The organism is Nocardia sp. NPDC059195, assembly GCF_042754695.1.
GTDB lineage: Bacteria > Actinomycetota > Actinomycetes > Mycobacteriales > Mycobacteriaceae > Nocardia.
On sequence record NZ_JBHZBG010000015.1, the window covers coordinates 24224 to 46346 of the forward strand.

Sequence of the window (22123 nt, forward strand, 5' to 3'; positions counted from 1 at the left end):
GCCGGTGCACCAGGGTGTTCGGCTCCTGATTATCGCCGGTCGACGCCCCGGCGAGTGGTGCGGACTACGGGGAGGCACCGATCATGACGTCCATTCAGGTGGCACAGCGGGGGACCGGGCTGCTGCGGGTGTTCAACGAGGCAGGCGTGCTGTCCGCGGCGGACGTGCACGTCGCGGTGCGGTTGGGTCGGATGGGCCGCGAGGACAGCGAGGACGTGCTGTTCGCGGCGGCCCTGGCCGTGCGCGCGGTGCGCTCCGGATCGGTGTGCCTCGAGCTGGCCCGGATGCGCGAGATCGGCATCGACGCCGACGAAACACGCGACGGCACAACGGGAATCGACCCGGCGAGCCTGCCGTGGCCGGAAACGGATCGGGTGCTCGCGGCCCTGCGCCGTAGTCCGCTGATCTGCGGCGGGCAGTCCGGTCCGCTGCGCCCGTTGCGGATCGTCGAAGCCGACGCCGAGGGTGGCGCGCTGCTCTACCTCGATCGGTACTACCAGCAGGAGCAAACCCTGCGGCGAGTACTCACCGAACGCAGTACCGACCACCCGGCCATCGAGACCGAACTCGTTCGCGCACAACTGGATCGGCTCTTCGCCGATCCCGTCGGCGACGGCCCCGACCGGCAACGCCTGGCCGCCGCCCTCGCCGCGACCCACTGGACCACCGTCGTCGCCGGTGGTCCGGGCACCGGCAAAACCCACACCATCGCCCGCATCCTGGCGCTGCTCACCGCCCACCGCGCCGCCTCGCCGAAGTTGCCCGCCCTGCGTATCGCCCTCGCCGCCCCCACGGGCAAGGCAGCGGCCCGTCTGCAGGAAGCGGTGCGTGAACAAGCCGCCGTCCTCGGCCTGCCCGAACTCACCGCCTCGACCCTGCACCGCCTCCTCGGCTGGCAACGTGGCCGCACGACCCGATTCCGCCACCACGAACACAATCGGCTGCCCTACGACGTCGTCGTGGTCGACGAGACCTCGATGGTGTCGCTGACGATGATGAGCCACCTCTTCTCCGCCCTGCGCCCCGACACCCGCCTGGTCCTCGTCGGCGACCCCGACCAGCTCGCCTCGGTCGATGCGGGTGCGGTCCTGGCCGACCTCGTCGCCGGGCCGGTCAGCGGCGCGCCGAACCCGGCTCTTCGTGAGGTGCTCGACCTCGGTGGGTCGGGGGTGGGGTCCGAGACATCCACTGGGTTGTCGGCGAATCCGGCAGCGGCGCAGTCGCACTCGTTGACCGCACTCGAACAGCGGCGGTTGCAGGGTGGGATCGTCCGGTTGACCAGGGGCAGGCGGTTCGGCGGGCACATCGCCGACCTGGCGGTCGCGGTCCGCGCGGGCGATGCCGACGCGGCGCTGGCTATTCTGCGGGCGGGCGGCGACGATGTGTCGCTGTGCACCCCCGACGACATCCGTGCGGTGCGGGCGGACGTGACGACCGCCGCGCTCGCCGTCACGGCCGCCGCCGAAGCGGGCGACGCGATCGGCGCACTGACCGCGCTGGAATCGCACCGCTTGCTCTGCGCGCACCGCCAGGGCCCCTTCGGCGTCGAACGCTGGGACCGGATGGCCGCCGAGTGGGCCGCGGCCGGTGGCGCGGGACCCGAAGGGCCGCAATCGGTCTGGTACCCCGGCCAGCCGCTGCTGGTCACCGCCAACGACCACGAGGCCCGGATCTACAACGGTGACACCGGCGTCATCATCCGTCGTCCCGACGGCTCCCTGCGCGCGGCCCTGCAGCGCGGTAGCGAGCCCTATCTGGTCCATCCGACGCAATTCCCGGCCGTAGTCACGGTTTTCGCGATGACCATCCACCGCAGTCAGGGCAGCCAGTACGACACGGTCTCGGTCGTCCTCCCCGAACCCGAATCCACTCTGCTCACCAGGGAACTGCTCTACACGGCCATCACCCGGGCCCGCACCCACGTTCGCGTCATCGGCACCGAGGACTCCATCCGCGCCGCGATCGGCCGCCGCGTCCTCCGAGCCAGCGGCCTTTCCAGAACCGTTGCGCCACAGGGCTAGTGAGATGTGACGCGAGCGACGCGCATCACCTCGGGGCCCGTGGTGGCCGCCCTCGTCGAGGGGCCGCGGGCCGTTGCCGCGTGGAGCAGTGGCGTATCGAGAACCGCCGGTCCGCAGGGGTAGTCGTCGGTGTCGCGACCGGGTCGAGTAGGCCGGGATCGAGAAAGTGGTTACTGGATCGTCGGCGTGGAGCTAGCCGTTGTGACATCGCGGGCCGCGGTCGCCCGTGGTGGAGCGACCGCGACCGCGAGGGTCAGCGCGCTGAGCTGCGCGACCAGTTCCAGGACCACCAGTGGTCGTCGTCCACGTCGTCGAGGATCGGGGTTGCTATTTCGGTGCGGAGGTTCCCGGGCAGGGGGTCGAGGGCGGGGAGGATGTCGGGGGAGAGGTTGTTCAGGTAGTCCGCGTCCAAGCGGCCGCTGGTGTGCCAACGGTCGATATTGCGCTCGGCGACAAGATGCTCCGGGTTGAGCAGCGCCAGGGCGATGAGCGTGCCGAGCGCGGTGCCGATCGCGGCGCGCGGCACCCAGCTCCAGCGCAGTCGCGCGACGGCGACCAGCACGAGGACGTAGACGAGGCCGACCCAGAGCTCACACGTCGTCACCAGCAGGCGCAGCACGGTGAACCCGTAGGCCTGCTGGTAGGTCCACATCCGGCCGAGCGCGGAGCACACGATGACCAGCGCCAGCACGCTCACCGCGCTCAGCAGGACGCGCAGCGACCGGCGATCGGCGGCGGTCTCCTGCACCGACCAGTGCAGTACCGCCAGGATGACGGCCAGCGTCAGGATGCTCACCGCCGAGAGCTGCCAGAAGCCACTGCGCGCGTACTCGGCGTAGGTCAGACCGGCAGTTCGCTGCACGTAGTCGTCGCCGCCGAACAGGGCAACGAACTGAGCGCCGACGAACACCGCGAACAGCACGGTCAGCGCCGCGACCGGCAGCATCCACTCGCTGCGCGACCACAGCCGTTGCGGCCGCGCCGAATCCGCCGCGCGCGCAGGCGGGCCCGCGAGCAGATACAGAGCCCCCAGCACACCTACCGTGACGGCCACGAACAAGAAGGTCCACCGCCACGCCGCAGGACCGTCCACGGTCGGAACAAGCCCGTTCAACAGCCCCGCGAATGTCGCATCCGCTCCGCCGAGCAGCGGCACGAACACCACCAGCAACGCCGCCGTCACCGCGACGGAAACTCCGTATCGGCGCAGAGTCGAGGTCCCCACCGACCGCGAGTCCCGCAACCCCGAGAACGCCCACGGCACAGCCCCGAACGATGCCAGCGGCACCGCGAACATGTCGTGCGCGATTCCCCGCATACTCCGTCGTCCCAACACCGCCAACGACCCGGCGACACACGCCGCGATCACGCAGAGAACGAACAACCACTCCGCGGCCCGGACCGTCCCGACCCCCAGCAGCACAATCGCGGCTGCCGCCCACCAGACCCGATCACCGATCGAAATGGCGTGGGAGGCAACCTCATTCGACGGCGCTCCGCGGTCGGTGACAGGCGCCTTTGCGGCAACCTCGCCGAGGCCGACTACAGCCGAATCGGCAGTCTTCGCAGCACTTCTCGCGGCCCGCGCACCGTTGTCAGCCGCGTCGCCCTGGATCGCGACCCGGTCGCTCGTCGTATCCGCCGATCGATCGGTGGACCCATGTGCTTCGCTCGGCGCGGTATTCGCAGGCGCGGTGTTTGCAGGCGCGGTGTTCGCAGGCGCGGCATCGTCGTCCAGGTCAGTGTCTGGCGTGCGGCCCGACTCGGAACGTCCAGTGACTGCCGCGTCTTCGTCGGTGTTCGGCGCTGCGAGATCGTCGGGCAGTGAACGCGACAGTGGTTCAGCAGGTTTCGCGCCGGTGCTGTCGGCCGCGGTCTGCGCTGTCGTGGGTGGAGTGGTCGCAGGTGATGTTCCGGCCGAGGCGGATTCCGATGAGCCGTCCACGGATGTACCGCGGGACCGGGCGCGGTAGTCGACCACACAGAGAGCTCCGGTGATCGCAATACCCGTGATGAGCCAGCCGATGCCGGGTCGGTCCACCGGGATCACCGTGGCACCGACGATGCCGACCGAAACGGCGGCGGGAAGGACCCCGGGTGGGTGGGCTACGCGCTGCCAGCGTTTGGGGACCGGCGGTAGGGGAGGCGGCATCGAAGGTAGTGGCATGGAACTCGTGGACCGCTGGGAACCCGTCGACGGCGCGCTCGGCCACGGTGTGGCCTGCCAGCCCGGCGTCCATGGCCGGACAGCGCTGCTCTCACGACTCGCGGCGAGCAATGTCGTCAACGGTACCGAGCCGGGTGTGGCGGGCGAAGTATCCGGGTGGCCGCCCGCCGCCGAGGTCTTGGTGAGCACGGCTGTCGACTGAGTTTCGGAGCTCGTCGCACCGCCGCCCACCTGTGGGTCACCCGCGACCGCGGTAGTGCCGCCGGAGTCGGGCACGCTGTTCGCGGCCACCACGCTCGCTGGGTCGGCAGCGGGCGTCTCGGGACCGGATCCCGGTGTGCCGCCACTCGTCACGGGATTGTCCGTGACGGCGCCGACGCCGACCGAAGCGGTCGTGTCGGCACCGGGCTGATCGGTGGGGGTCTGCGCAGCGGTGTTCTTGCTCTCAGCAGCGCCTCGGGCCGGCGTCGGCGCCTCGGGTATCGGCTTGTCGGACATAGTTTTCCCCTCCTGGAGGTGTGCGGATGCGTCCCGGGACCGAAGTGCCGGGAGGGTGATCTGGATGTAGGGGTCAGTCCGTGGGCAGGACGACGCGGATGCGGGAGCCGGGGTCGGCGACGGCGATGGTGCCGCCGTGGAGATCGATCACCCAGCGGGCGATGGCGAGGCCGAGGCCGGTACCGCCGCCGTCGGTGCGACCACCGCGGCTGAAGCGGTCGAAGACGGTGGCGCGCTCGGCTTCCGGGATGCCGGGGCCGTCGTCCTGGATCTCGAGGACGGTCCCCTCGGGGCCGGTCGACGCCGAGACTCTGACCTCACCGCCGGACGGACCGTGCCTGGCAGCGTTGTCGAGGAGGTTGAACAGCACCTGGTGCAGGCGGGCCCGGTCGGCGAACACGCATCCATCGGCGGGTTCGACCGAAGTCGTGAACCGGACACCGCGGCCCAGCGCGGCGGTCATCACCTCGGCCTCGGCGATCACCTCCGCCAACAGCGGTGTGAGTGGGAAGTTTTCGCGATCCAGGGTGAACGCGCCCGCTTCGATGCTGGACAGGTCGAGGAGTTCGGAGACGAGTAGGCCGAGGCGTTCGGTCTGGGCCAGCGCGGTGCGCAGCGTCGCCGGATCGGGCTCGCTCACCCCGTCGACCAGGTTCTCCAGGACCGCGTGCAGTGCGGTCACCGGCGTGCGCAACTCGTGGGACACATTGGCGATGAGGTCACGACGTTGCCGGTCGGCGGCGGCCAGGTCGGCGGCCATCTGGTTGAACGCGGTCGCGAGCTGCCCCACCTCGTCGCGCGAGGACGCCCGCACGCGAAAGCTGTAATCGCCCTGGGCCATTCGCCGGGCCGCGGCGGTCATCTCTCGCAGCGGTCGGGTGATGCCGTGTGCGAGGAACTGCGAGGTGAGCAGCGCGATCCCGATGGCGGCCACCGTGGTGCGCGGCGGTAGCCAGCCGATCTTCAGCCGGAAGTACCCGAATGCGACACCGCCCGAACACAACATCAGCACGGCCAGTTTGAGTTTGATCGACCGCAGCCGATCCAATGGCCGCGGCAACACCTCGGCGATGCGGTCCATCAACGCCGCGGTGCGATCCGGGGCCGTCACCGTGCGTCCAAGGCATACCCGACACCGTGCACGGTGCGGATGAGATCGGCACCGAGCTTGCGCCGCAATGCTTTCACGTGCGAATCCACCGCGCGCGTGCCCGCCGCGTCGGACCAGTCCCAGATGTCCTCCAGCAGCCGTTCCCTGGCCAGCACCGCCCGCGGACGTTGCGCGAGCCGGCTCAGCAAATCGAATTCCAATGGGGTGAGCCGTGCTTCGATGTCGCCGCGCCACACCCGCCGCTCGGCGAGATCTATCCGCAGATCACCGACGACGATGCTGTTGTCGCCGCGCTCGGCGGCTCGGTCCACCCGCCGCAACAGGGCGTGCACGCGGGCGGCGAGCACCCGCATCGAGAACGGCTTGGTGAGATAGTCGTCGGCGCCCACACCGAGGCCGATGAGCTGGTCGGTCTCGTCGGTGCGCGCGGTGAGCATGAGGACGGGCACGTGGCGCTCGGCTTGAATCCGACGGCACACCTCCAGCCCGTCGAACCCCGGCAGCATGACGTCGAGGACCACCAGATCGGGTTCCCCCGCCAGGGCCGCCGCCACCGCGGCGGGCCCGTCGTGTGCGAGGTCGACGGTGAACCCTTCGGCACGCAACCTGGCAGCCACGGACTCGGCGATCGTCACCTCGTCATCGACCACCAGGATCCGGCGCGCCGCCTGTCCTGGCCCGCCCCCACTGTTTTCCATGGTGCGACCCTAGCGAGCCGGTGTGGAGGGTTGCGTCGCCAAATGTGGAGATTCTGTGTGGAGGAGGATCCGGCGGCGCTACAGGTTGGGGAACAGACCGGGTAGTTCCATCGCGTAGGCGAGATCGTCGCGGGTGCCGAGGGTGACCAGCAGCACGCGAATCATCGTCCCCCTGGCCTCGGACGCCAGCGCCGGATCGGGATCGCTACCCGGCTCGCTGCCCTCGGTGAGCCGGTAGACGACGTACTCGCACACGTGCAGTGCCGCGTCCAGGTCCAGCGGAGCGGGGACCGGACGCCCGAGCTCGCCGAAGGTCTTGCGCACCAGATCGCGAATGTCGTCGAGCGCGCGTTCGCGATAGCCGGAGACGACCGACCCGGGATCGTGCAGCTCGGCGAACAAGGGCCGCAGCATCGGGCCGTGCCCGCGTGCCCAGTCCATGTACGCGTCGATCAGCCGAATACCCAGCTGTACCGGTTCGTCGGTACCTGCGAGTGCCTCGCGGATGCCGCCGACGAGACCGTCGTTGGACGCGTCGAGTACCGCGTGCAGCGGCTCGGACGCATTGCCGAAATAGCGGTAGAAAGTGGGTCTGGCCAGCCCGGCCTCTTCGATGATCTGGGCGACGCTCAACCCGCGCGAGCCGTTGCGCGCGAACACCGCGGCGGTCGCCTCGATGATCCTGGCGCGGACCTCGTCGGCCTGCTCCCGGGTTTGCGGCGGGCGACCGCGACGCACCGCCGTCGATTCCTCGGTCATCGCACCTCCCTCACAGCTGGTCATCGCGCACTGAAAGCTTGACACGAACCAGGGCGCTGGCATTAATCTAACACTAGTGTTCAGTAAATAATCTGAACGTGCGCGACCCGTTCCGCGCGATCCATCTGTTGAGGAGAAGGGCCGACAATGACGACAGCCCCCGAGCTGACCGCCGAACCAACCGCGCTGCCCGCCGCGCTGGTCAAGCCCCTGTTCGAGCGCGGAGTCGCCGGTGGCGCGCCGTCGGTCGCCGTCTTCGCGCCGGCCACCGGCCACAAGATCGGCGACCTGCCGCAGTCCTCGGTCGCCGATATCGAGCGCGCCTTCGCCGTCGCCCGGCACGCGCAGCGCGACTGGGCCAAGGTGAGCGTCAAGGAGCGCGCCGAGATCGTGCGCCGGTTCCACGACATCGTGCTCGCCGAGCAGGACACCATCCTCGACATCGTGCAGACCGAGACCGGCAAGTCCCGCCCGCACGCCTTCGACGAGATCGCCGACGTGGCGCTGAACGCGCGCTACTACGCCACCGTCGCCCCCAAACTGCTCGCCGACCGCAAGCCGCGCGGCGTGCTGCCGGTGCTCACCTCCGTCGAGGTGCGCAATCGGCCCAAGGGCGTCGTCGCGGTCATCTCGCCGTGGAACTACCCCCTCGCGCTGGCGGCCTCCGATGCGCTGCCCGCCCTGATCGCGGGCAACGCGGTCATCGCGCGCCCCGACAACCAGACCGCGCTCACCGCGCTGTGGGCCATCGACGCCGCCGAGCGTGCCGGACTGCCGCGCGGCCTGTGGCAGGCGGTCCTTGGTCGTGGCCGTGACATCGGTGGCGAGGTGATCGCGCGCGCCGACTACGTCGACTACACCGGTTCCAGCGCCACCGGTCGCACCATCGCCCAGCAGGCCGGTGAGCGCCTGATCGGGTACTCACTCGAACTCGGTGGCAAGAACCCGCTGCTCGTGCTGGCCGACGCCGATGTCTCCAAGGCGGCGAAACTGGCTGTGCGCGCGTGCTTCTCGTCGGCAGGTCAGCTGTGCGAGTCGATGGAGCGCATCTACGTCGACGCCTCGGTCTACGACCAGTTCGTCGCCGAATTCGTGGGCAATGTCAAGAACATGTCGCTCGGCGGCGAGCTCGACTACAGCCGCGACATGGGCTCGCTGACGTTCCCTCGTCAGCTCGAGACCGTCTCCACGCACGTCGATGACGCTGTCGCCAAGGGCGCGAAGGTGCTCGCCGGCGGCCGTGCCCGCCCGGATCTCGGCCCGTACTTCTACGAGCCCACCGTGCTCGCCGATGTGGCGCCGGGCATGACGGTCTTCCGGGAGGAGACCTTCGGCCCGGTCGTCTCGGTGTACAAGGTCGACTCCGACGACGCCGCCGTCGAGGCCGCCAACGACACCGCCTACGGCCTCAACGCCAGTGTGTGGAGCCGGGACGTGAACCGGGGCAAGGACGTCGCCGCGCGGATCAACGCCGGTTCGGTGAACGTCAACGAGGGCTTCAGCGCCGCCTGGGGCAGCGTCGACGCGCCGTCGGGTGGTCTCGGTATCTCCGGTCAGGGCCGTCGGCACGGGCCGGAAGGCCTGCTGAAGTACATCGACACCCAGACCATCGCGGTCCAGCGACTGCTGCCGATCGCGCCGCTGCCCGGCATGTCCGAGCAGATGTGGGCCAAGACGATGACGTTGGTTTTCGGTGTCATGAAGACGCTGCGCCAGAAGTAGCGGAATACGAGCAGGGGTAGGTAGCAGAGATGAAGCTGGAAACGGTCGCAGGCAAGCGGGTCCTGATCACCGGCGCGGCCATGGGGCTCGGCAAGTTGTTCGCCGAGAAGGCCGTCGCCGAAGGCGCCGACGCGGTGGTGCTGTGGGATATCAACGAGCTGACGCTGCGTGAGACCGCGGCGCAGCTGACCGCCGCGGGCGGCAAGGTGCACCACTACGTGGTGGATGTGTCGTCGCCGGACTCGATCCGCGAGGCGGGCGAGGCGGTGCGCAAGGAGGTCGGTGGCATCGACATCCTGGTCAACAACGCGGGCATCGTGCGCGGTAACACCTACTTCTGGGAAACCGAGAACCGGTCCGACATCGACAAGACGATGGCGATCAACTCGTTGGCCCCGATGTACGTCACCCTGGAGTTCCTGCCCGGCATGGTCGCCGGTGCGGGCCAGGCGCGTGTGCTGAACATCGCCTCCTCGGCCGGTCTGGTCGCCAACCCGCGCATGGCCGTGTACGCGGGGTCGAAGTGGGCGGCGCTGGGCTGGTCGGATTCGGTGCGCATCGAGCTCGAGCAGGCGGGCCACGACCACGTGAAGGTCACCACGGTCTGTCCCACCTACATCAACACCGGCATGTTCGAAGGCGCGAAGGGCATTCTGTTCACGCCGATGCTCGAGCAGCACGATGTCGTCGACACCTCGTGGTCGGAGATGAAGAAGGGCGGTGCCCTGGTGGTGATGCCGTGGACCTCGCGGATGAACCGGGCGCTGACCGGTCTGCTGCCGATCAAGATTCGCGACCTGTATCTGAACGCGGCGGGTGTGTACCACTCGATGGATCAGTTCACCGGACGCAAGTAGGCATTCGGTGCGGGGTGCCCCCGTCGACCGGTCGTGGATGCGATCGTTCGGCGGGGGCATCGTCGTGTCGGTCGGCGGTCTGCGCACGTCTGCGTCGACTGCCATGTCGACATCCTGGTCAGGTCTCGACCGTTGGTTCAGCGGGGTAGTGGCGGCGCGATCAGCGAGGTTTCCGGGTGCCGACGACCACGGTGGCGTAGTACTCCCGGGACTCTGCCACGCGGGGTACGAGACCCTGCGCGGTGAGCACCGAGCACGCGGTATCGACCTGCCCGGCCCCGGTTTCCACCAGCACTGTCCCGCCCGGCGCCAGCCATGCGGCCGCGCCCTCGGCGACCCGCCGGAACACGTCGAGCCCGTCCACCCCGCCGTCCAGCGCCGCGAGCGGCTCGTGCTCGCGCGCCTCCGGCGGCAGGTCGGCCACCCGGGCACTCGGCACATACGGTGTGTTCGCGAGCAGGATGTCGATGCGCCCGCGCAGGTCGCCCGGCAGCGCGTCGAACAGATCACCGGCGAACACCGGTGCGCTCATCGGCGCGAGATTCTCGCGCGCGCAGGCGACGGCGACGGGGTCGATATCAGCGGCGACGAGTTCGACGTCGCACCCCCGTGCGGTGAGCTCGGTCGCCGCGCTCAGCCCGAGTGCCCCACAGCCACAACACAGGTCGACCACGCAGGCTCGCGTCGTGCCCGGCGCGACACTGTCGACCGCCTGATCCACCAGAAACGCGGTGCGCTGACGCGGCACGAAAACTCCCGGTCGCACCCCGACGCGCAGCCCACGGAATTCCACCCAGCCGAGCAGATATTCGAGCGGAGTCCCCGAGACCCGCTGCTCGACCAACGCATCCAGTCGCCGCGGATCGCCGAGCGCCGCCTCGATCAACAGCGTGGCCTCGTCCTCGGCGAACACACATCCCGCATGCCGCAACGTCACGACCACCTCGGGGAAACTCGAACCGCTCATGCGCCGATTGTTCCTGACCGGGCAAGCGAATTATCACCGCCCGCCGTGATCGCGGCGCACCGACTCAGCGTGAACTGTCCAGTTCGAAGGTGCGGGTCGCATCGAGGTAGATCCCGCGCTGGGCCTGGCGCGCGGGCGGGGGCAACTGGGAAACCAGCTGTTCGAGCGAGGTCATCGCCCCCACCACGGTCGTTCCCGCCACGATGAAGTCGGCTACCGCGCGCCGAATGTGATTCGGGGAGGTCACCACCACCGCGCTGGTCGCACCGAGATCGCGCAGCAGCCGAGTGCTGAACAGCGCGTTCTGCACCGTCGACCCGGCCCGATCCTCCACATGGATCCGATCGCCCGGCAGCCCGCGCGCGACCAGCCAGCGCCGCATCGCCTCGGCCTCGGAGATGCCGTTCTGCGGGTTGCCGCCGGTCACGATCACCGGGGAGAACGGCGCGGCGACCGCCTGCAACCACGCCGCGGTGAGCCGGTTCTCCAGCTCCGGTCGCAGCGCGCCGTCGGGCAACAGGCCGTAGCCGAGAACAACGATGCCGGTCTGCGGACCGACCAGCGCGGGCAGCGGATTGGGCAGGGTGGCGGCGGCCGCGGTCACCGCGTGCAGTACATGATTGGTGCCCGCGGCCATGCCCGCGTCGATCCCGCCGAGCCGGGCCAGCGCGTCACCGACGGCGGCGGTGTCGCCCGCGTAATGCGACCAGATCGCCTGTAGCGCGAGCGCATCGGCGTCATGCGGGTCGGCGGCGATGAGGGCACGGAGGTCGGCTCGTCCCGCGGCATCGTCACCGTCGGTGAAATGCCGCTGCGCCGAGTTGTACAGCGCGGCAACGTCGGCCTCCGCGGCGGCGGGGCCGACCGCGGTGCCCGCAAGTGCGGCAGCGGTGACGACAGCGGCGGCCACCTGTTTCCAACGCCTCGAGATCTTCACGACAGTCGCAACCCTTCCCGCGAACGGTTCGGTACGTGCTGGCATAGCTGATGACAGAGCAGGCAACACCCTACGACCGGTGGTCGGGGCCGCGGCGGACCTCGACCAGCTTGCGCGCGTCGCGGCCCGGCGGCAGGCCGTTGGCCCGGCGGCGGATAAGGTGACTCACCGTGGATACCGCTTCGCTGACCGGCAAGGAACTCGCCGCCGCCATCAACGCCGACTCGAAGGAGCGCGCGGCCGCGCTCACCGCCGCGGGCACCGCGCCGACGCTGGCGCTGATCGTCGCCAACGACGACCCGGCGAGCGCCTGGTACGTGAACTCGCTGCGCAAGGCCGCCGATCGGCTCGGAATCGCCTGCGAGCGCATCGATCTCGGTGCCGACGCGAGCGTCGAGACGATCCGCGCCGAACTGAGCGCGCGCAGCGCCGACCCGGCCACCGACGCGATCATGCTGCAGACCCCGCTGCCCGCAGGCGTGAACCTCGACGACGTGAGTTCGGCGATCGCCGCGACCAAGGACGTCGACGGCGTCAGCCCGCTGTCGCTGGGCCTGCTCGCCTCCGGCCTCGACGGTTTCGTCCCCGCCACCTCTGAGGCTGTCGTCGAGTTGCTGAAGCATCACGGCATCGCGCTGCAGGGCCGCCTCGTCACCGTGGTCGGCCGCTCCAACATCGTCGGCAAGCCACTGGCCCAGCTGCTGCTCGCGGAGAACGCGACCGTCACCGTCGCGCACTCACGCACCGCGGACCTGGCCGCGGTCACCACCCCCGCCGATATCGTGGTCGCCGCGGCGGGCCGGATCGGTCTGGTCACCGGCAAGCACATCGGCGACGGCGCCGTGGTGATCGACGTGGGCACCAATGAAGCCGAAGACGGCGGCATCGTCGGCGATGTCGACGCGGCGTCGGTCACCGGCAAGGCGACGGCGCTGAGCCCCGTCCCCGGTGGTGTCGGCCCGGTCACCACCGCGCTGCTCATGCGCCACGTGGTTGTCGCGGCCGAAAACGCCCGCGCCTGAACGCTTTCGCGATCAAGCTGCGGGATCGTCCGGCCGCTGATGAGGCCGATGCCGTTCGTCTCGATGCGACCGCGCACGGAATTCGGCTCGGCCACCGACTGCGGTCGACCACCGGTCGCTTGCAGGTCGGCGCGGAGGACCTTGTCGGTGCCGAGGCCGCGGTAGTGGAGAGCGGGCCCTAGTTTCGGGTCTAGCGCGGTGCCGCCCCGAACGAGGTGATCAGCGTCTTGTTGCCGACCGTGGCGGTCTCCACCAGCTGCGGTGTGTAGGTGCTCGGCGCCGAATCCGGCCGGAACGCGGTGATCTTGACGAGGTACTGATCGGCGAAGGCACCCGGGGTGATCTCCACACAGTGTGTGGTTCCCACCGGAGTGGAGTCGATTCCGGCCTGGATGGCGGCCGCGGAGGGTGCCACGGCACCGGCGGCGACGAGGGTTCGGGCCTGATCGCCGGACCGCGCGACGTAATAGGCGTGTTGGAAGGCCAGGATCGCCGCGATGCCGGACTCGGTGCCGCCGGAGCCGTTGCCCCGCACCATGGCGCCGATCTGTTCGGTGGGGCACTCGGCCGTCACCGGGCTCGCCGAACTCGGCGCCAGCGGAGTGCTCGCCGCCGTGGATGCCGGTGCGGGCCCGCGCAGTTGGACGTAGGTGCCGCCGAGCAGGATGGCACCGGCCACCGAGGCGACCAGCGGTGCGACCCAGCGGGGCACGCGCCGTCGTTTGGAGCGGTCGATCATTCGCGCGAAGACTTCGTCATCACCGTTGTAATCGGGTGCGGGACGCGAGGGCTCACTGTCCACACCACGGGAGTCGGTTGACGAATGTGGCGAAAAGCTGTCCGCGTCGCGGTACTCGGACGCGGGGCGCGGTGGGAACGTGTCCGTATCGCCGTAGTTCGCCGCGGGGCGCGGTGGGAACGTGTCCGTATCGCCGTAGTTCGCCGCGGGGCGCGGTGGGAACGTGTCCGTATCGCCGTAGTTCGTCGCGGGGCGCGGTGGGAAGCTGTCCGCACCGCCATAGTTCGCTGCCGGGCGCGGTGGGAAGGTGTCCGCACCGCGGTCCTCGGGTGCGCGACGCGAATGCTGGGTCACCGCAGTGTCGTTGCCTGTAGGCCACTCGAAGGGCGCCCAGGTGGGGGCGGGGGAGGTGATGATCGGAAGTTCGTCGGTGTCGGGCCCGTTGTCGTCGATCGAGAACGCGGTGTCCGGAATGCTGTGGCGCGCACCGGGATCGAATTTTCCGCCGACCACGGGTAGCCGATCGGTGACGGTGGCGTCCGCCGGAACAACCCTGCCGTACCCGGTGTCTCCTACTCCGGCGACCGGAACGACCGGAATACCGGCCGGTGTCGTCGGACCACCTTCGATGCGATGACGTGCACCGCTGACCGGCTGCTCGCTCAGCCGGCGAGGCCGTGGCGCGCTGAGGTCGCGGGACCGCCGAATCGGGGTGACAGCCGCGAGCGGAGCACCGGCCGATCCCGGGTCATGCTGTCGAGCCCCGATCGGTCTGTGCGCATCCGGTCGATCCATCGCCCCACCTTCATCAGGCTCGTCGCCGTCAGGGTATGTCCCGCAACGATTTCGTTACGGGCACGATACTGCCCTGACGGCGCGTTCGCCGAATGCCACGAGGGAAAATGTTTACCAGTGGATATAGACCTGATCGCCGATGCCGACATTCTCGAAGTACCAGGCGGCGTCGTCGGGTGCGAGGTTGATGCAGCCGTGGCTCACATTGGCGTTGCCCTGCGAGTCCACCGACCAGGGGGCCGAGTGCACCATCACGCCACCCCAGGTGAGGCGCACGGCGTATTCACCGTCGATGATGTAGCCCTCCGGATCGTCGAGCGGGATGCCGATGGTCCGCGAGTCGAACACCACCGAGCGGTCCTTCTCCAGAACGCTGAATGTGCCGGTGGGCGTTTCGAAACCGGGCTTGCCCATCGACGCGGGCATCACCCGCACGACCTGTCCGCCCTGGCTCACGGTGAAGGTGTGCGTCGACAGGTTCGCCTCGGCGTATGTGCCACCGCCGTATTGGGTGCGCTGGCCTCCGATCAAGTCCGCGGACGCGGCTCCCGACCAGGATGCGGCCAGTATTGCCGCCATGATCGCGACGAACAGGAATCGAACTGCGTTCCTCATAAACGCCACCCCTTCACTCACTCGTAGGCGGAATCCAAGTCTAGGCCGCCATGATCAACTCGACCTATCGAAGTGGTAACAGCCAACGGGTGTACCGGTGTGTCGTCTTGCGTCAGCGCAGGTCGGGACCCCGAAAAAACGTTCTCACTTCGAGATCGGGGACCGGCAGCAGTTGCCGCGCGGGGCGGTAACTCAGCCGCGGACCGCGTGCAGCACGTCACCGTGCAGGGCGTCGGCGCGCGCGGCGATGGTGTCGACGCGCAGCAGGGCGGCGGCGAACGGGTCACCGAGGTCGGCGGGCAGGGAGCCGGCGTTGATCTCGATATTGAGCTGCGAGCTCATCGCCGCGGCGCGGGCGGCGTCGGCGGCGGCGCCGATATCGGTGACCACGTTCGGATTGCCGATCGGCAGCAGTTCGGCGGCCAGCGAGAGGATTTCGTCGGCCTGGTCGACCACGGCGGCGGGCACGCGGGCGGCTTCGACCAGCGCCGCGTTGATCGCCGCGGTGCGGGCGGCGACCTCGGCGTCGGTGTCCTTCGTCAGCTTGTAGGCGGCACCGACGGCAGTGAACGCGGCCGCGTCGGCATCGGCGAGTTCGAGTGACCTGGCCAGCGCGGCATCGGCGGCCACGATGATCTGGTCGATCACCGGCCGGTTCTCCGCGTCCTTGGCGCGGGTGGTGTAGCGCGCCACCATCGCCACCAGCGCGGCGGCCTGCGCGGCGTGCAGCGCGGCCACGGCCCCGCCACCGGGGGCGGGCACCTTCGCGGCCAGCTCCGACAGATAGTGCTCCAAGGTCACCGAACCGAAGGAGGGGGCGATCTGCTGCGGCGACACGGTGGGCTGCGACACGACGGGGTGGCCTTTCGATGCGGCGAGAATTGCGTGGAATCTTGCCTCAACGCTACCGCGTGCCCGCCCACGCAACCCGCGCGACCAGCACCTGTGCCGACAGACCGACCGGTCGGGGTGTGTGCATTGCCCGGGGCTATGTTGAGTGCATGCGGATCGGATTGAGCATCAACTATTCGGGCGGTTTCAAGGAGACGGCGGCCGAGGTCGCCGACCTGGAGCGCGCCGGCCTCGACATCGTCTTCGTGCCGGAGGCGTACTCGTTCGACGCGGTGAGCGCGCTGGGCTTCCTGGCCGCCCGCACCGAGCGGGTGCAGCTGGCCTCGGGCATCCTGCAGCTCTACACCCGGACCCCCAGCCTCACCGCGATGACCGCGGCGGGCCTCGACTTCGTCTCCGACGGTCGCTTCATCCTCGGCATCGGCGCCTCCGGCCCTCAGGTCATCGAGGGCTTCCACGGCGTGCCCTACGACGCTCCGATCGGGCGCACCCGCGAACTGGTGGAGATCTGCCGCAAGGTGTGGCGTCGCGAGAAGCTCAACTACCAGGGCAAGTACTACCAGATCCCGCTGCCCGCCGACCGCGGCACCGGCCTTGGTAAAGAGCTCAAGCTGATCAATCACCCGGTGCGCGAAGACATTCCGGTGCTGCTGGCCGCGCTCGGACCGAAGAACGTCGAGCTGGCCGCCGAGGTCGCCAACGGCTGGCAGCCGATCTTCTTCCTGCCGGAGAAGGCGAAGGATGTGTGGGGCGACGCGCTCGCCGCGGGCAAGGCCAAGCGTGATCCCGCGCTGGGTGAGCTCGACATCTTCGCCGGTCCCGCACTGGCGATCGGTGAGAACGTGACCCCGCTGCTCGAGTTCGTCAAGCCGCACTTGGCGCTCTACATCGGCGGCATGGGCGCCAAGGGCAAGAACTTCTATCACACCCTCGCCACCAAGTACGGCTACGGCGAGGCCGCCGACCGCATCCAGGAGCTGTACCTGGCCGGTGACAAGCAGGCCGCCACCCAGGCGGTGCCCGACGAGCTGGTGCGCGACGTGTCGCTGATCGGCCCGGAGAGCTTCGTGAAGGAGCGCGTCGCCGCGATGGCCGAGGCGGGCGTCACCACGCTCAACGTCACGCCGATCGCCGAGGACGCCGCCGGTCGCGTCAAGCTGATCGAGCAGCTGCGCACCCTCTGCTGACACCGACCGACGGCAAACGCGCCGCCGTCCGGGGAGGTTTCCCGGCCGGCGGCGCGTTTCGCTGTGTCAGGACGTGAACGACGCCAAGGCGGCAGCCAGGGTGGTGTGCATGGCGAACACCTGGTCCAGGCTCGTCATCTTCAGCTGACGGCTGGTGGCAGGCCCGTCGGCGACGACGGCGATCGAGGTGGTCTCGCCTGCCCGCTGATGCGCGGCCACCAGCGTCGCCATGCCCGCCGACGCCAGGAACCCGACCGCGGTCAGGTCGATCACCAGCGCCGCCGGTTTCTCGGCCAGGATGGCCTCGATGGTGGCCTCGAGCGCGGGTGCGGTCGCCAGGTCGACCTCGCCGGTCACCGTCAGCACCGTGACGCCGTCGTGTACCGCCGTCGTGGTGGTCATCGTGTCCGTGAGTGGATACGCGTCTCCGGAAGAGTTGGTCACTGTTCAACAACACCCGACTTCGCCCGAATACGCAAGCCACAGCCGGTACCGCCGCTCGATCGCCATGTCGGCGCCGGTGCGCCGGACGGTCGACCACTCTCGGTCGGGATCGGCGCGGCCCTGCGGTCGGCGTCGCGCTGACCGATCCGCACGGCGCCACCCGCTGGCGATTCGCGCGGTAACAGCGAGCGAAGTTCTCCGTTCTTGTCGGCGTCGAGGCCGGACAGGCGAACGTGGCGAGCTTCGAAGGACGGGTGCGCAGGGTAGGGGGTGGTGTTATTCCTATCTGGTCGTACTGTGAGGGCGTGAACATCGATGTGACGCCTTTACCGGGAATCGGCGTGTGCAAGGACTTTCCGCTGGCGGAGGCGCGTCGCCGGATCGGCGTGATCGAGCACCGCGACGGCTCGGTCGACCTGGTCGTCTCGCGCGCGGGTGATTACGACTCGACGACCTCGATTCCCTTGTCGGACACCGAGATCGGCGTGCTGGCCGGATTACTCGGCGCGCCGCAGGTGGTGCAGAAGACGCGCGAGACCCACAGCGCGGGCGAGCTGTCGACCAGGCAGTTCGCGATCGACCGTGGCAGTCCCTTCGACGGTCGCCCGTTGCGCGACACCGAGATGCGCACCCGCACCAAGGCTTCGGTCGTCGCGGTGGTCCGTGCGGGCGAGGTGACCCCGTCGCCGGGCACCGATTTCACCTTCATTCCCGGCGATCTGGTCGTTGTGGTCGGCACGGATGAGGGCCTCGACGCGGCGGGGCGGCTGCTGGACATCGGCTGACAAATCCATGCTGATAGTAAAGAGCAGGTAAGGTATCCCTAGCTGAGGTTAGGTGATCCCATGAATGTAGAAGTGACATCCCTGCCGGGAATCGGTGTCCGCAAACAATTTTCGCTGTCGAAGGTGGACCGCCGCATCGGCATCGTCGACCACCGCGACGGTGGTACCGACCTGATTTTCACCAAGGTCGGCGACCCTGATTCGACCGTCCAGATTCCACTGTCCGCTGTCGAGGCCCGCACGCTGGCGAGTCTGCTCGGCGCACCGCAGTTGGTCGCGCAACTGCGCGAGGAACATCGCGAACTCGACGGAGTGAGCACGCGGTCGATGCCGGTGCCACCGAATTCGCCGTACGCGTCACGGCGGTTGGGCGATACCGAGATGCGGACCAAGACCCGCGCCTCGATCGTGGCGGTCCTGCGCGCGGGGCAGGTCCTGGCATCGCCGGGACCGGAGTTCGTGTTCGCCAGTGGCGATATGGTCGTCGTGGTCGGCACGAATGCCGGGCTCGACGCCGCCGCTTCGATTCTGTCCGACGGCTGAGCCGGTGCAGATCAGTGGAACCGCGCTGGCTTTGATCCAGCTGGGGGCTGTGTTCTTCGGGTTGGGTGTGCTCGGGCGGATCGCGGGACGCATCGGTCTCTCGCCGATCCCGCTCTACCTGCTCGGTGGTTTGGTCTTCGGTACCGGCGGGCTGATCGAGCTGCACGAGGTGGAGGACTTCATCCACATCGCCAGTGAGATCGGCGTCGTGCTGCTGCTGTTGTTGCTCGGGTTGGAATACACCGCCGGTGAATTGGTCACGGGCATGCGTAAATCGTGGCCGGCGGGTCTGCTCGACCTGGTGCTCAACGCGACACCCGGGGTGATCGTGGCGCTGATGCTCGGCCTCGGGCCGACCGGGGCGATCGCGATGGCCGGTGTCACCTACATCTCCTCCTCCGGCATCGTCGCCAAGGTGCTCAACGACCTGGGCCGGCTGGGTAACCGGGAGACGCCGACGATCCTGTCGATCCTGGTGTTCGAGGACCTGGCGATGGCGGTGTATCTGCCGGTGCTCACCGCGGTGCTGGCCGGTGTCGGGTTCGTGGCCGGGATGACCACCGTGGGTATCGCGCTGGTCGCGGTGACCCTGGTGCTCGTCGTCGCGCTGCGGTATGGCAAGTACGTCTCGGCGATCGTGGCCAGTGAGGATCGGGAGATCTTCCTGCTCAAGCTGCTCGGTTCGGCACTGCTGGTGGCGGGCATCGCCTCGGCGGTGCAGGTGTCGGCGGCGGTCGGCGCCTTCCTGCTCGGTATCGCGATCTCGGATTCGACCGCGCACGATGCCACCAAGATCCTCGAACCGCTGCGCGATCTGTTCGCGGCGATGTTCTTCGTGCTGTTCGGTTTGAGCACCGATCCGACGACCATCCCGCCGGTCCTCGGGTGGGCGATCCTGCTGGCCGTGGTCACCACCGCCACCAAGATCGCCACGGGCTGGTGGGCGGCCAAACGTGCGGGGGCGTCACAGCTGGGCCGAGCCCGCGCCGGTACGGCCCTGATCGCGCGCGGCGAGTTCTCGATCGTCATCGCGGGTCTCGCGGTGGCCGCGGGTGCGGTGCCCGACGAATTCGCGGCGCTGGCCACCACCTACGTGCTCCTGATGGCCATCATCGGCCCGATCGGGGCGCGCATCGTGGAACCGGTCATGCGCCTGGTGGCCGGTCGCAAGCAGCGTGTGAAGGTCGACCCGCTCGCCGAATGACGACCCTTGTCGAGGCCCCCGCGATCCTTCGGTCCGGGGGCCTTCGGCGTTCTCACGGTTCGATCAATCCGGCGCGAATGGCGTACCTGGTCAGGTCGAGCCGGTCGCGCAGGCCCAGTTTCTGCAGGATGTTGGCGCGATGCCGGTCGACGGTCTTGGCACTGATCACCAGCTCGGCGGCGATCTCACGCGCTGAGTACCCCTCGGCGATCAGCTTGAGCACTTCCTCCTCGCGCGGGGTGAGGATCGTTTCCGGTAGCGCGGAGCCCTGCCGGGCGAGTTGCAGGTAGTCGCGCACGAGAGCGGTGACCGCGCCCGGGTAGAGGAACGATTCACCGCGCATCGTCGCCCGGCACGCCTCGATGAGGTCGCGATCGGCCACCGACTTCAGCACGTAGCCGGAGGCGCCCGCCTTCAGCGACTCGAAGAAGTACTGCTCGTTGTCGTACATCGACAGCATCAGGATGCGCACCGGATGGTTGTTCCTGGTGATCTCGCGGGCGGCCTGGATGCCGGTCATCCGCGGCATGGCGATGTCGAGGATCACCAGGTCGATGCTGTCGTCGGCGAGGGCGGTCACCGCGTCGAGCCCGTTGGCGGCCTCGGCGACCACGAGCAGGTCCGGTTCGTTGTCCAGGATCATCCGCAATCCGCTGCGCACCAGCGCGTGGTCGTCGGCCAGCAGAATCCGGGTCGGCGCGCTCATGCCGGAACTCCTTCGCGCGCGGTGACCGGGACGATCAGGTCGACTGCGGTGCCTCCCGAGTCCGGGGACGTGATGGTCAGCGTCGCGTCGATCAACATGGCGCGCTCGCGCATTCCGCGGATTCCCGCCCCGTCCTCGACCACGCCGCCGCGACCGTTGTCGGTGACCCGCAGCATCACGGTGTCGGCTCGGGAGGTGATCAGCAAGGTCACCTCGTCGGCGTCGGCGTGCCGCAACACGTTCGTCAGGCTCTCCTGGGCGACCCGGTAGCAGACGAGTTCGATGTCGGGGTCGAGGCGGCTGATCGCCGGGTCGACCTCGCGGCGCACGGAAATACCTGCCGAACGGGTGAATTCGTGGCACAGCGCGGTGATCGCGCTGTGCAGGCCGAGGTCCTCGAGCACATCGGGCCGCAGCCGTGCGGCGATCCCGCGGACCTCGTCGAGACAGCCACGCACCGTCTCCTGCGCGGCCTCTACCTCCTCGCGCAGATCGGTGGGCGCCCGATCGACGACTCGTTTGAGCCGCAACAGTGCCACCGTCAGGCTCTGGCCGATCTCGTCGTGCAGTTCGCGGGCGATGCGCCGCCGCTCGCCCTCCTGCGCGGCCAGCGCGGTACCGCCGGCCACCGAACGTTCGGCTTCGAGCCGGTCGAGCATCGCGTTGAAGGTCTCGATCAGCTGGTGGAAATCCCCGCTGGCGCCGTGATCGAGGCGGACCGCGCGCCGGGGCGGATCGACGCGGCGCATGGAGGCGACCAGCTCGTCGAGCGGAGCCAGCGAGGTGCGCAATGCCACCGCGTTCGCCGTGAGGATCACCGCGAGTCCGATCACCAGCACCGGCACCTCGGTCAGGCGCAGCCGGGCCGACACCGTGGCCGGGGAGAAGGCCAGGATCAGCGTGCCGAGGGTGAAGATCACGCCGTTGAGCAAGCAGATCCGCCAGAACAACGCCGTCACCGGTGTTCGGATTCGCCGCGAGCGTCCTGCTCGCAGCGCTGCGAGACGGTTCATGACACCAGCATGCTGGCGCCCTTGTGTTCTGTCCATGGTGTCCGGCACCCATCCCGCACCCGTTTACCGGCCCAGCCCGGCCCACGAAATGGGTGTCACGGCCGATAGTGCCCGCCACCTGCGCGAACCAGACTCGGATCAGACGCTTTCGACGAGCCGAGGAAGGACCGCCGGCCATGGATATCGACCGGACGACGATCCCGGGAGCAGGTGTGCTGTACAGCTTCCGCACTCGCCACGGCACCCGATTCGCCCTGCTGACGGAATCGACGGGCGCGCGTCGCCTGCTCGCCTACGCCGGTGGCGGCGATGAACCCACGGTCGACATCGAACTGGAGCCCGACGAAGCCGACCAGGTCGCCGAGCTGATGCATTCGCGGCCCTTCGTGGACCGGCTGGCTCGCCTCGAACAACGCCTTGACCTGCTGACCGGACGAAAGGCCCACCCGTGAGCACAGTCGAATCCCCCCGGAGCCATGCC

General features: G+C 68.9%; 20 protein-coding genes and 1 pseudogene. 9 read left to right on the forward strand and 12 right to left on the reverse strand.

What is annotated here, in order from left to right; translation table 11 throughout:
- Positions 1 to 83: 83 nt before the first annotated feature.
- Entirely contained in the window at positions 84 to 2021 is a 1938-nt protein-coding gene (gene recD / locus ACFXKN_RS19940; RefSeq protein ID WP_378966399.1) for an exodeoxyribonuclease V subunit alpha, read from the forward strand.
- Positions 2022 to 2274: 253 nt separating this feature from the next.
- On the opposite strand, the gene ACFXKN_RS19945 is transcribed toward recD, so the two are convergent.
- The 4 genes from ACFXKN_RS19945 to ACFXKN_RS19960 form a co-directional block, all read right to left on the reverse strand.
- Positions 2275 to 4686 carry a DUF4153 domain-containing protein gene (locus tag ACFXKN_RS19945; RefSeq protein ID WP_378966390.1) on the reverse strand — a complete coding sequence of 804 codons (2412 nt, stop codon included), beginning with the start codon at positions 4684 to 4686 and terminating at the stop codon, positions 2275 to 2277.
- A 73-nt stretch (positions 4687 to 4759) separates the two neighbouring features.
- Complete coding sequence (locus ACFXKN_RS19950; protein ID WP_378966643.1) at positions 4760 to 5767, reverse strand: ATP-binding protein; 1008 nt, start codon at positions 5765 to 5767, stop codon at positions 4760 to 4762.
- Between the two features lie 26 nt (positions 5768 to 5793).
- Positions 5794 to 6495, reverse strand: coding sequence for a response regulator (locus ACFXKN_RS19955; RefSeq protein ID WP_378966383.1), 702 nt, complete (start codon positions 6493 to 6495; stop codon positions 5794 to 5796).
- 78 nt (positions 6496 to 6573) lie between these two features.
- Positions 6574 to 7254 (reverse strand): TetR/AcrR family transcriptional regulator, encoded by a 681-nt coding sequence (locus ACFXKN_RS19960; protein ID WP_378966378.1) that lies wholly within the window; start codon positions 7252 to 7254, stop codon positions 6574 to 6576.
- 147 nt (positions 7255 to 7401) lie between these two features.
- Here ACFXKN_RS19960 and ACFXKN_RS19965 point away from each other — a divergent pair, with 147 nt between their 5' ends.
- Together ACFXKN_RS19965 and ACFXKN_RS19970 are read left to right on the forward strand one after the other, a co-directional pair.
- Positions 7402 to 8976 (forward strand): succinic semialdehyde dehydrogenase, encoded by a 1575-nt coding sequence (locus ACFXKN_RS19965; RefSeq protein WP_378966369.1) that lies wholly within the window; start codon positions 7402 to 7404, stop codon positions 8974 to 8976.
- Between the two features lie 29 nt (positions 8977 to 9005).
- Positions 9006 to 9833, forward strand: a complete 828-nt coding sequence (locus ACFXKN_RS19970) for an SDR family NAD(P)-dependent oxidoreductase (protein ID WP_378966364.1) — start codon at positions 9006 to 9008, stop codon at positions 9831 to 9833.
- Between the two features lie 160 nt (positions 9834 to 9993).
- On the opposite strand, the gene ACFXKN_RS19975 is transcribed toward ACFXKN_RS19970, so the two are convergent.
- Both ACFXKN_RS19975 and ACFXKN_RS19980 read right to left on the reverse strand, forming a co-directional pair.
- Complete coding sequence (locus tag ACFXKN_RS19975; RefSeq protein WP_378966355.1) at positions 9994 to 10800, reverse strand: putative protein N(5)-glutamine methyltransferase; 807 nt, start codon at positions 10798 to 10800, stop codon at positions 9994 to 9996.
- 64 nt (positions 10801 to 10864) lie between these two features.
- Positions 10865 to 11737, reverse strand: coding sequence for a YdcF family protein (locus ACFXKN_RS19980; RefSeq protein WP_378966348.1), 873 nt, complete (start codon positions 11735 to 11737; stop codon positions 10865 to 10867).
- Positions 11738 to 11907: 170 nt separating this feature from the next.
- Here ACFXKN_RS19980 and ACFXKN_RS19985 point away from each other — a divergent pair, with 170 nt between their 5' ends.
- Positions 11908 to 12759, forward strand: coding sequence for a bifunctional 5,10-methylenetetrahydrofolate dehydrogenase/5,10-methenyltetrahydrofolate cyclohydrolase (locus ACFXKN_RS19985; RefSeq protein WP_378966343.1), 852 nt, complete (start codon positions 11908 to 11910; stop codon positions 12757 to 12759).
- A 190-nt stretch (positions 12760 to 12949) separates the two neighbouring features.
- Here ACFXKN_RS19985 and ACFXKN_RS19990 read toward each other — a convergent pair whose 3' ends face one another.
- The 3 genes and pseudogenes from ACFXKN_RS19990 to ACFXKN_RS20000 form a co-directional block, all read right to left on the reverse strand.
- Complete coding sequence (locus tag ACFXKN_RS19990; RefSeq protein ID WP_379433564.1) at positions 12950 to 14293, reverse strand: hypothetical protein; 1344 nt, start codon at positions 14291 to 14293, stop codon at positions 12950 to 12952.
- Positions 14294 to 14404: 111 nt separating this feature from the next.
- Positions 14405 to 14776: pseudogene (locus ACFXKN_RS19995) on the reverse strand (L,D-transpeptidase); the annotation flags it as partial.
- 324 nt (positions 14777 to 15100) lie between these two features.
- Positions 15101 to 15760 carry a cyclodeaminase/cyclohydrolase family protein gene (locus ACFXKN_RS20000; protein ID WP_379433565.1) on the reverse strand — a complete coding sequence of 220 codons (660 nt, stop codon included), beginning with the start codon at positions 15758 to 15760 and terminating at the stop codon, positions 15101 to 15103.
- A gap of 149 nt (positions 15761 to 15909) precedes the next feature.
- Here ACFXKN_RS20000 and ACFXKN_RS20005 point away from each other — a divergent pair, with 149 nt between their 5' ends.
- Positions 15910 to 16947 carry an LLM class F420-dependent oxidoreductase gene (locus tag ACFXKN_RS20005; RefSeq protein WP_378966318.1) on the forward strand — a complete coding sequence of 346 codons (1038 nt, stop codon included), beginning with the start codon at positions 15910 to 15912 and terminating at the stop codon, positions 16945 to 16947.
- Between the two features lie 66 nt (positions 16948 to 17013).
- Here ACFXKN_RS20005 and ACFXKN_RS20010 read toward each other — a convergent pair whose 3' ends face one another.
- Complete coding sequence (locus tag ACFXKN_RS20010; RefSeq protein ID WP_378966313.1) at positions 17014 to 17349, reverse strand: STAS domain-containing protein; 336 nt, start codon at positions 17347 to 17349, stop codon at positions 17014 to 17016.
- A gap of 347 nt (positions 17350 to 17696) precedes the next feature.
- Between ACFXKN_RS20010 and ACFXKN_RS20015 the strand changes: the two genes are divergently transcribed.
- Genes ACFXKN_RS20015 through ACFXKN_RS20025 form a run of 3 tightly spaced genes read left to right on the forward strand, consistent with a single transcriptional unit; the run spans position 17697 to position 19923 of the window.
- Positions 17697 to 18176, forward strand: a complete 480-nt coding sequence (locus ACFXKN_RS20015; protein ID WP_378966308.1) for a cation:proton antiporter regulatory subunit — start codon at positions 17697 to 17699, stop codon at positions 18174 to 18176.
- A 60-nt stretch (positions 18177 to 18236) separates the two neighbouring features.
- On the forward strand, positions 18237 to 18719 hold the full coding sequence (locus ACFXKN_RS20020) for a cation:proton antiporter regulatory subunit (RefSeq protein ID WP_378966304.1): 483 nt from the start codon (positions 18237 to 18239) through the stop codon (positions 18717 to 18719).
- 10 nt (positions 18720 to 18729) lie between these two features.
- On the forward strand, positions 18730 to 19923 hold the full coding sequence (locus ACFXKN_RS20025) for a cation:proton antiporter (protein ID WP_378966637.1): 1194 nt from the start codon (positions 18730 to 18732) through the stop codon (positions 19921 to 19923).
- Between the two features lie 52 nt (positions 19924 to 19975).
- Here the strand turns inward: ACFXKN_RS20025 and ACFXKN_RS20030 are convergent, their stop codons facing one another.
- The gene (locus ACFXKN_RS20030) at positions 19976 to 20629 is read right to left on the reverse strand and encodes a response regulator transcription factor (protein ID WP_301901138.1); all 654 of its coding nucleotides are present in this window, start codon (positions 20627 to 20629) and stop codon (positions 19976 to 19978) included.
- Positions 20626 to 21642: a histidine kinase gene (locus ACFXKN_RS20035; RefSeq protein WP_378966292.1), complete on the reverse strand. Its 1017-nt coding sequence runs from the start codon at positions 21640 to 21642 to the stop codon at positions 20626 to 20628. Before ACFXKN_RS20035 ends, ACFXKN_RS20030 begins: the two co-directional genes overlap by 4 nt.
- A 176-nt stretch (positions 21643 to 21818) precedes the next feature.
- On the opposite strand from ACFXKN_RS20035, the gene ACFXKN_RS20040 reads away from it, so the two are divergent.
- On the forward strand, positions 21819 to 22094 hold the full coding sequence (locus tag ACFXKN_RS20040; protein ID WP_378966276.1) for a hypothetical protein: 276 nt from the start codon (positions 21819 to 21821) through the stop codon (positions 22092 to 22094).
- The last annotated feature ends 29 nt before the right edge of the window (positions 22095 to 22123 follow it).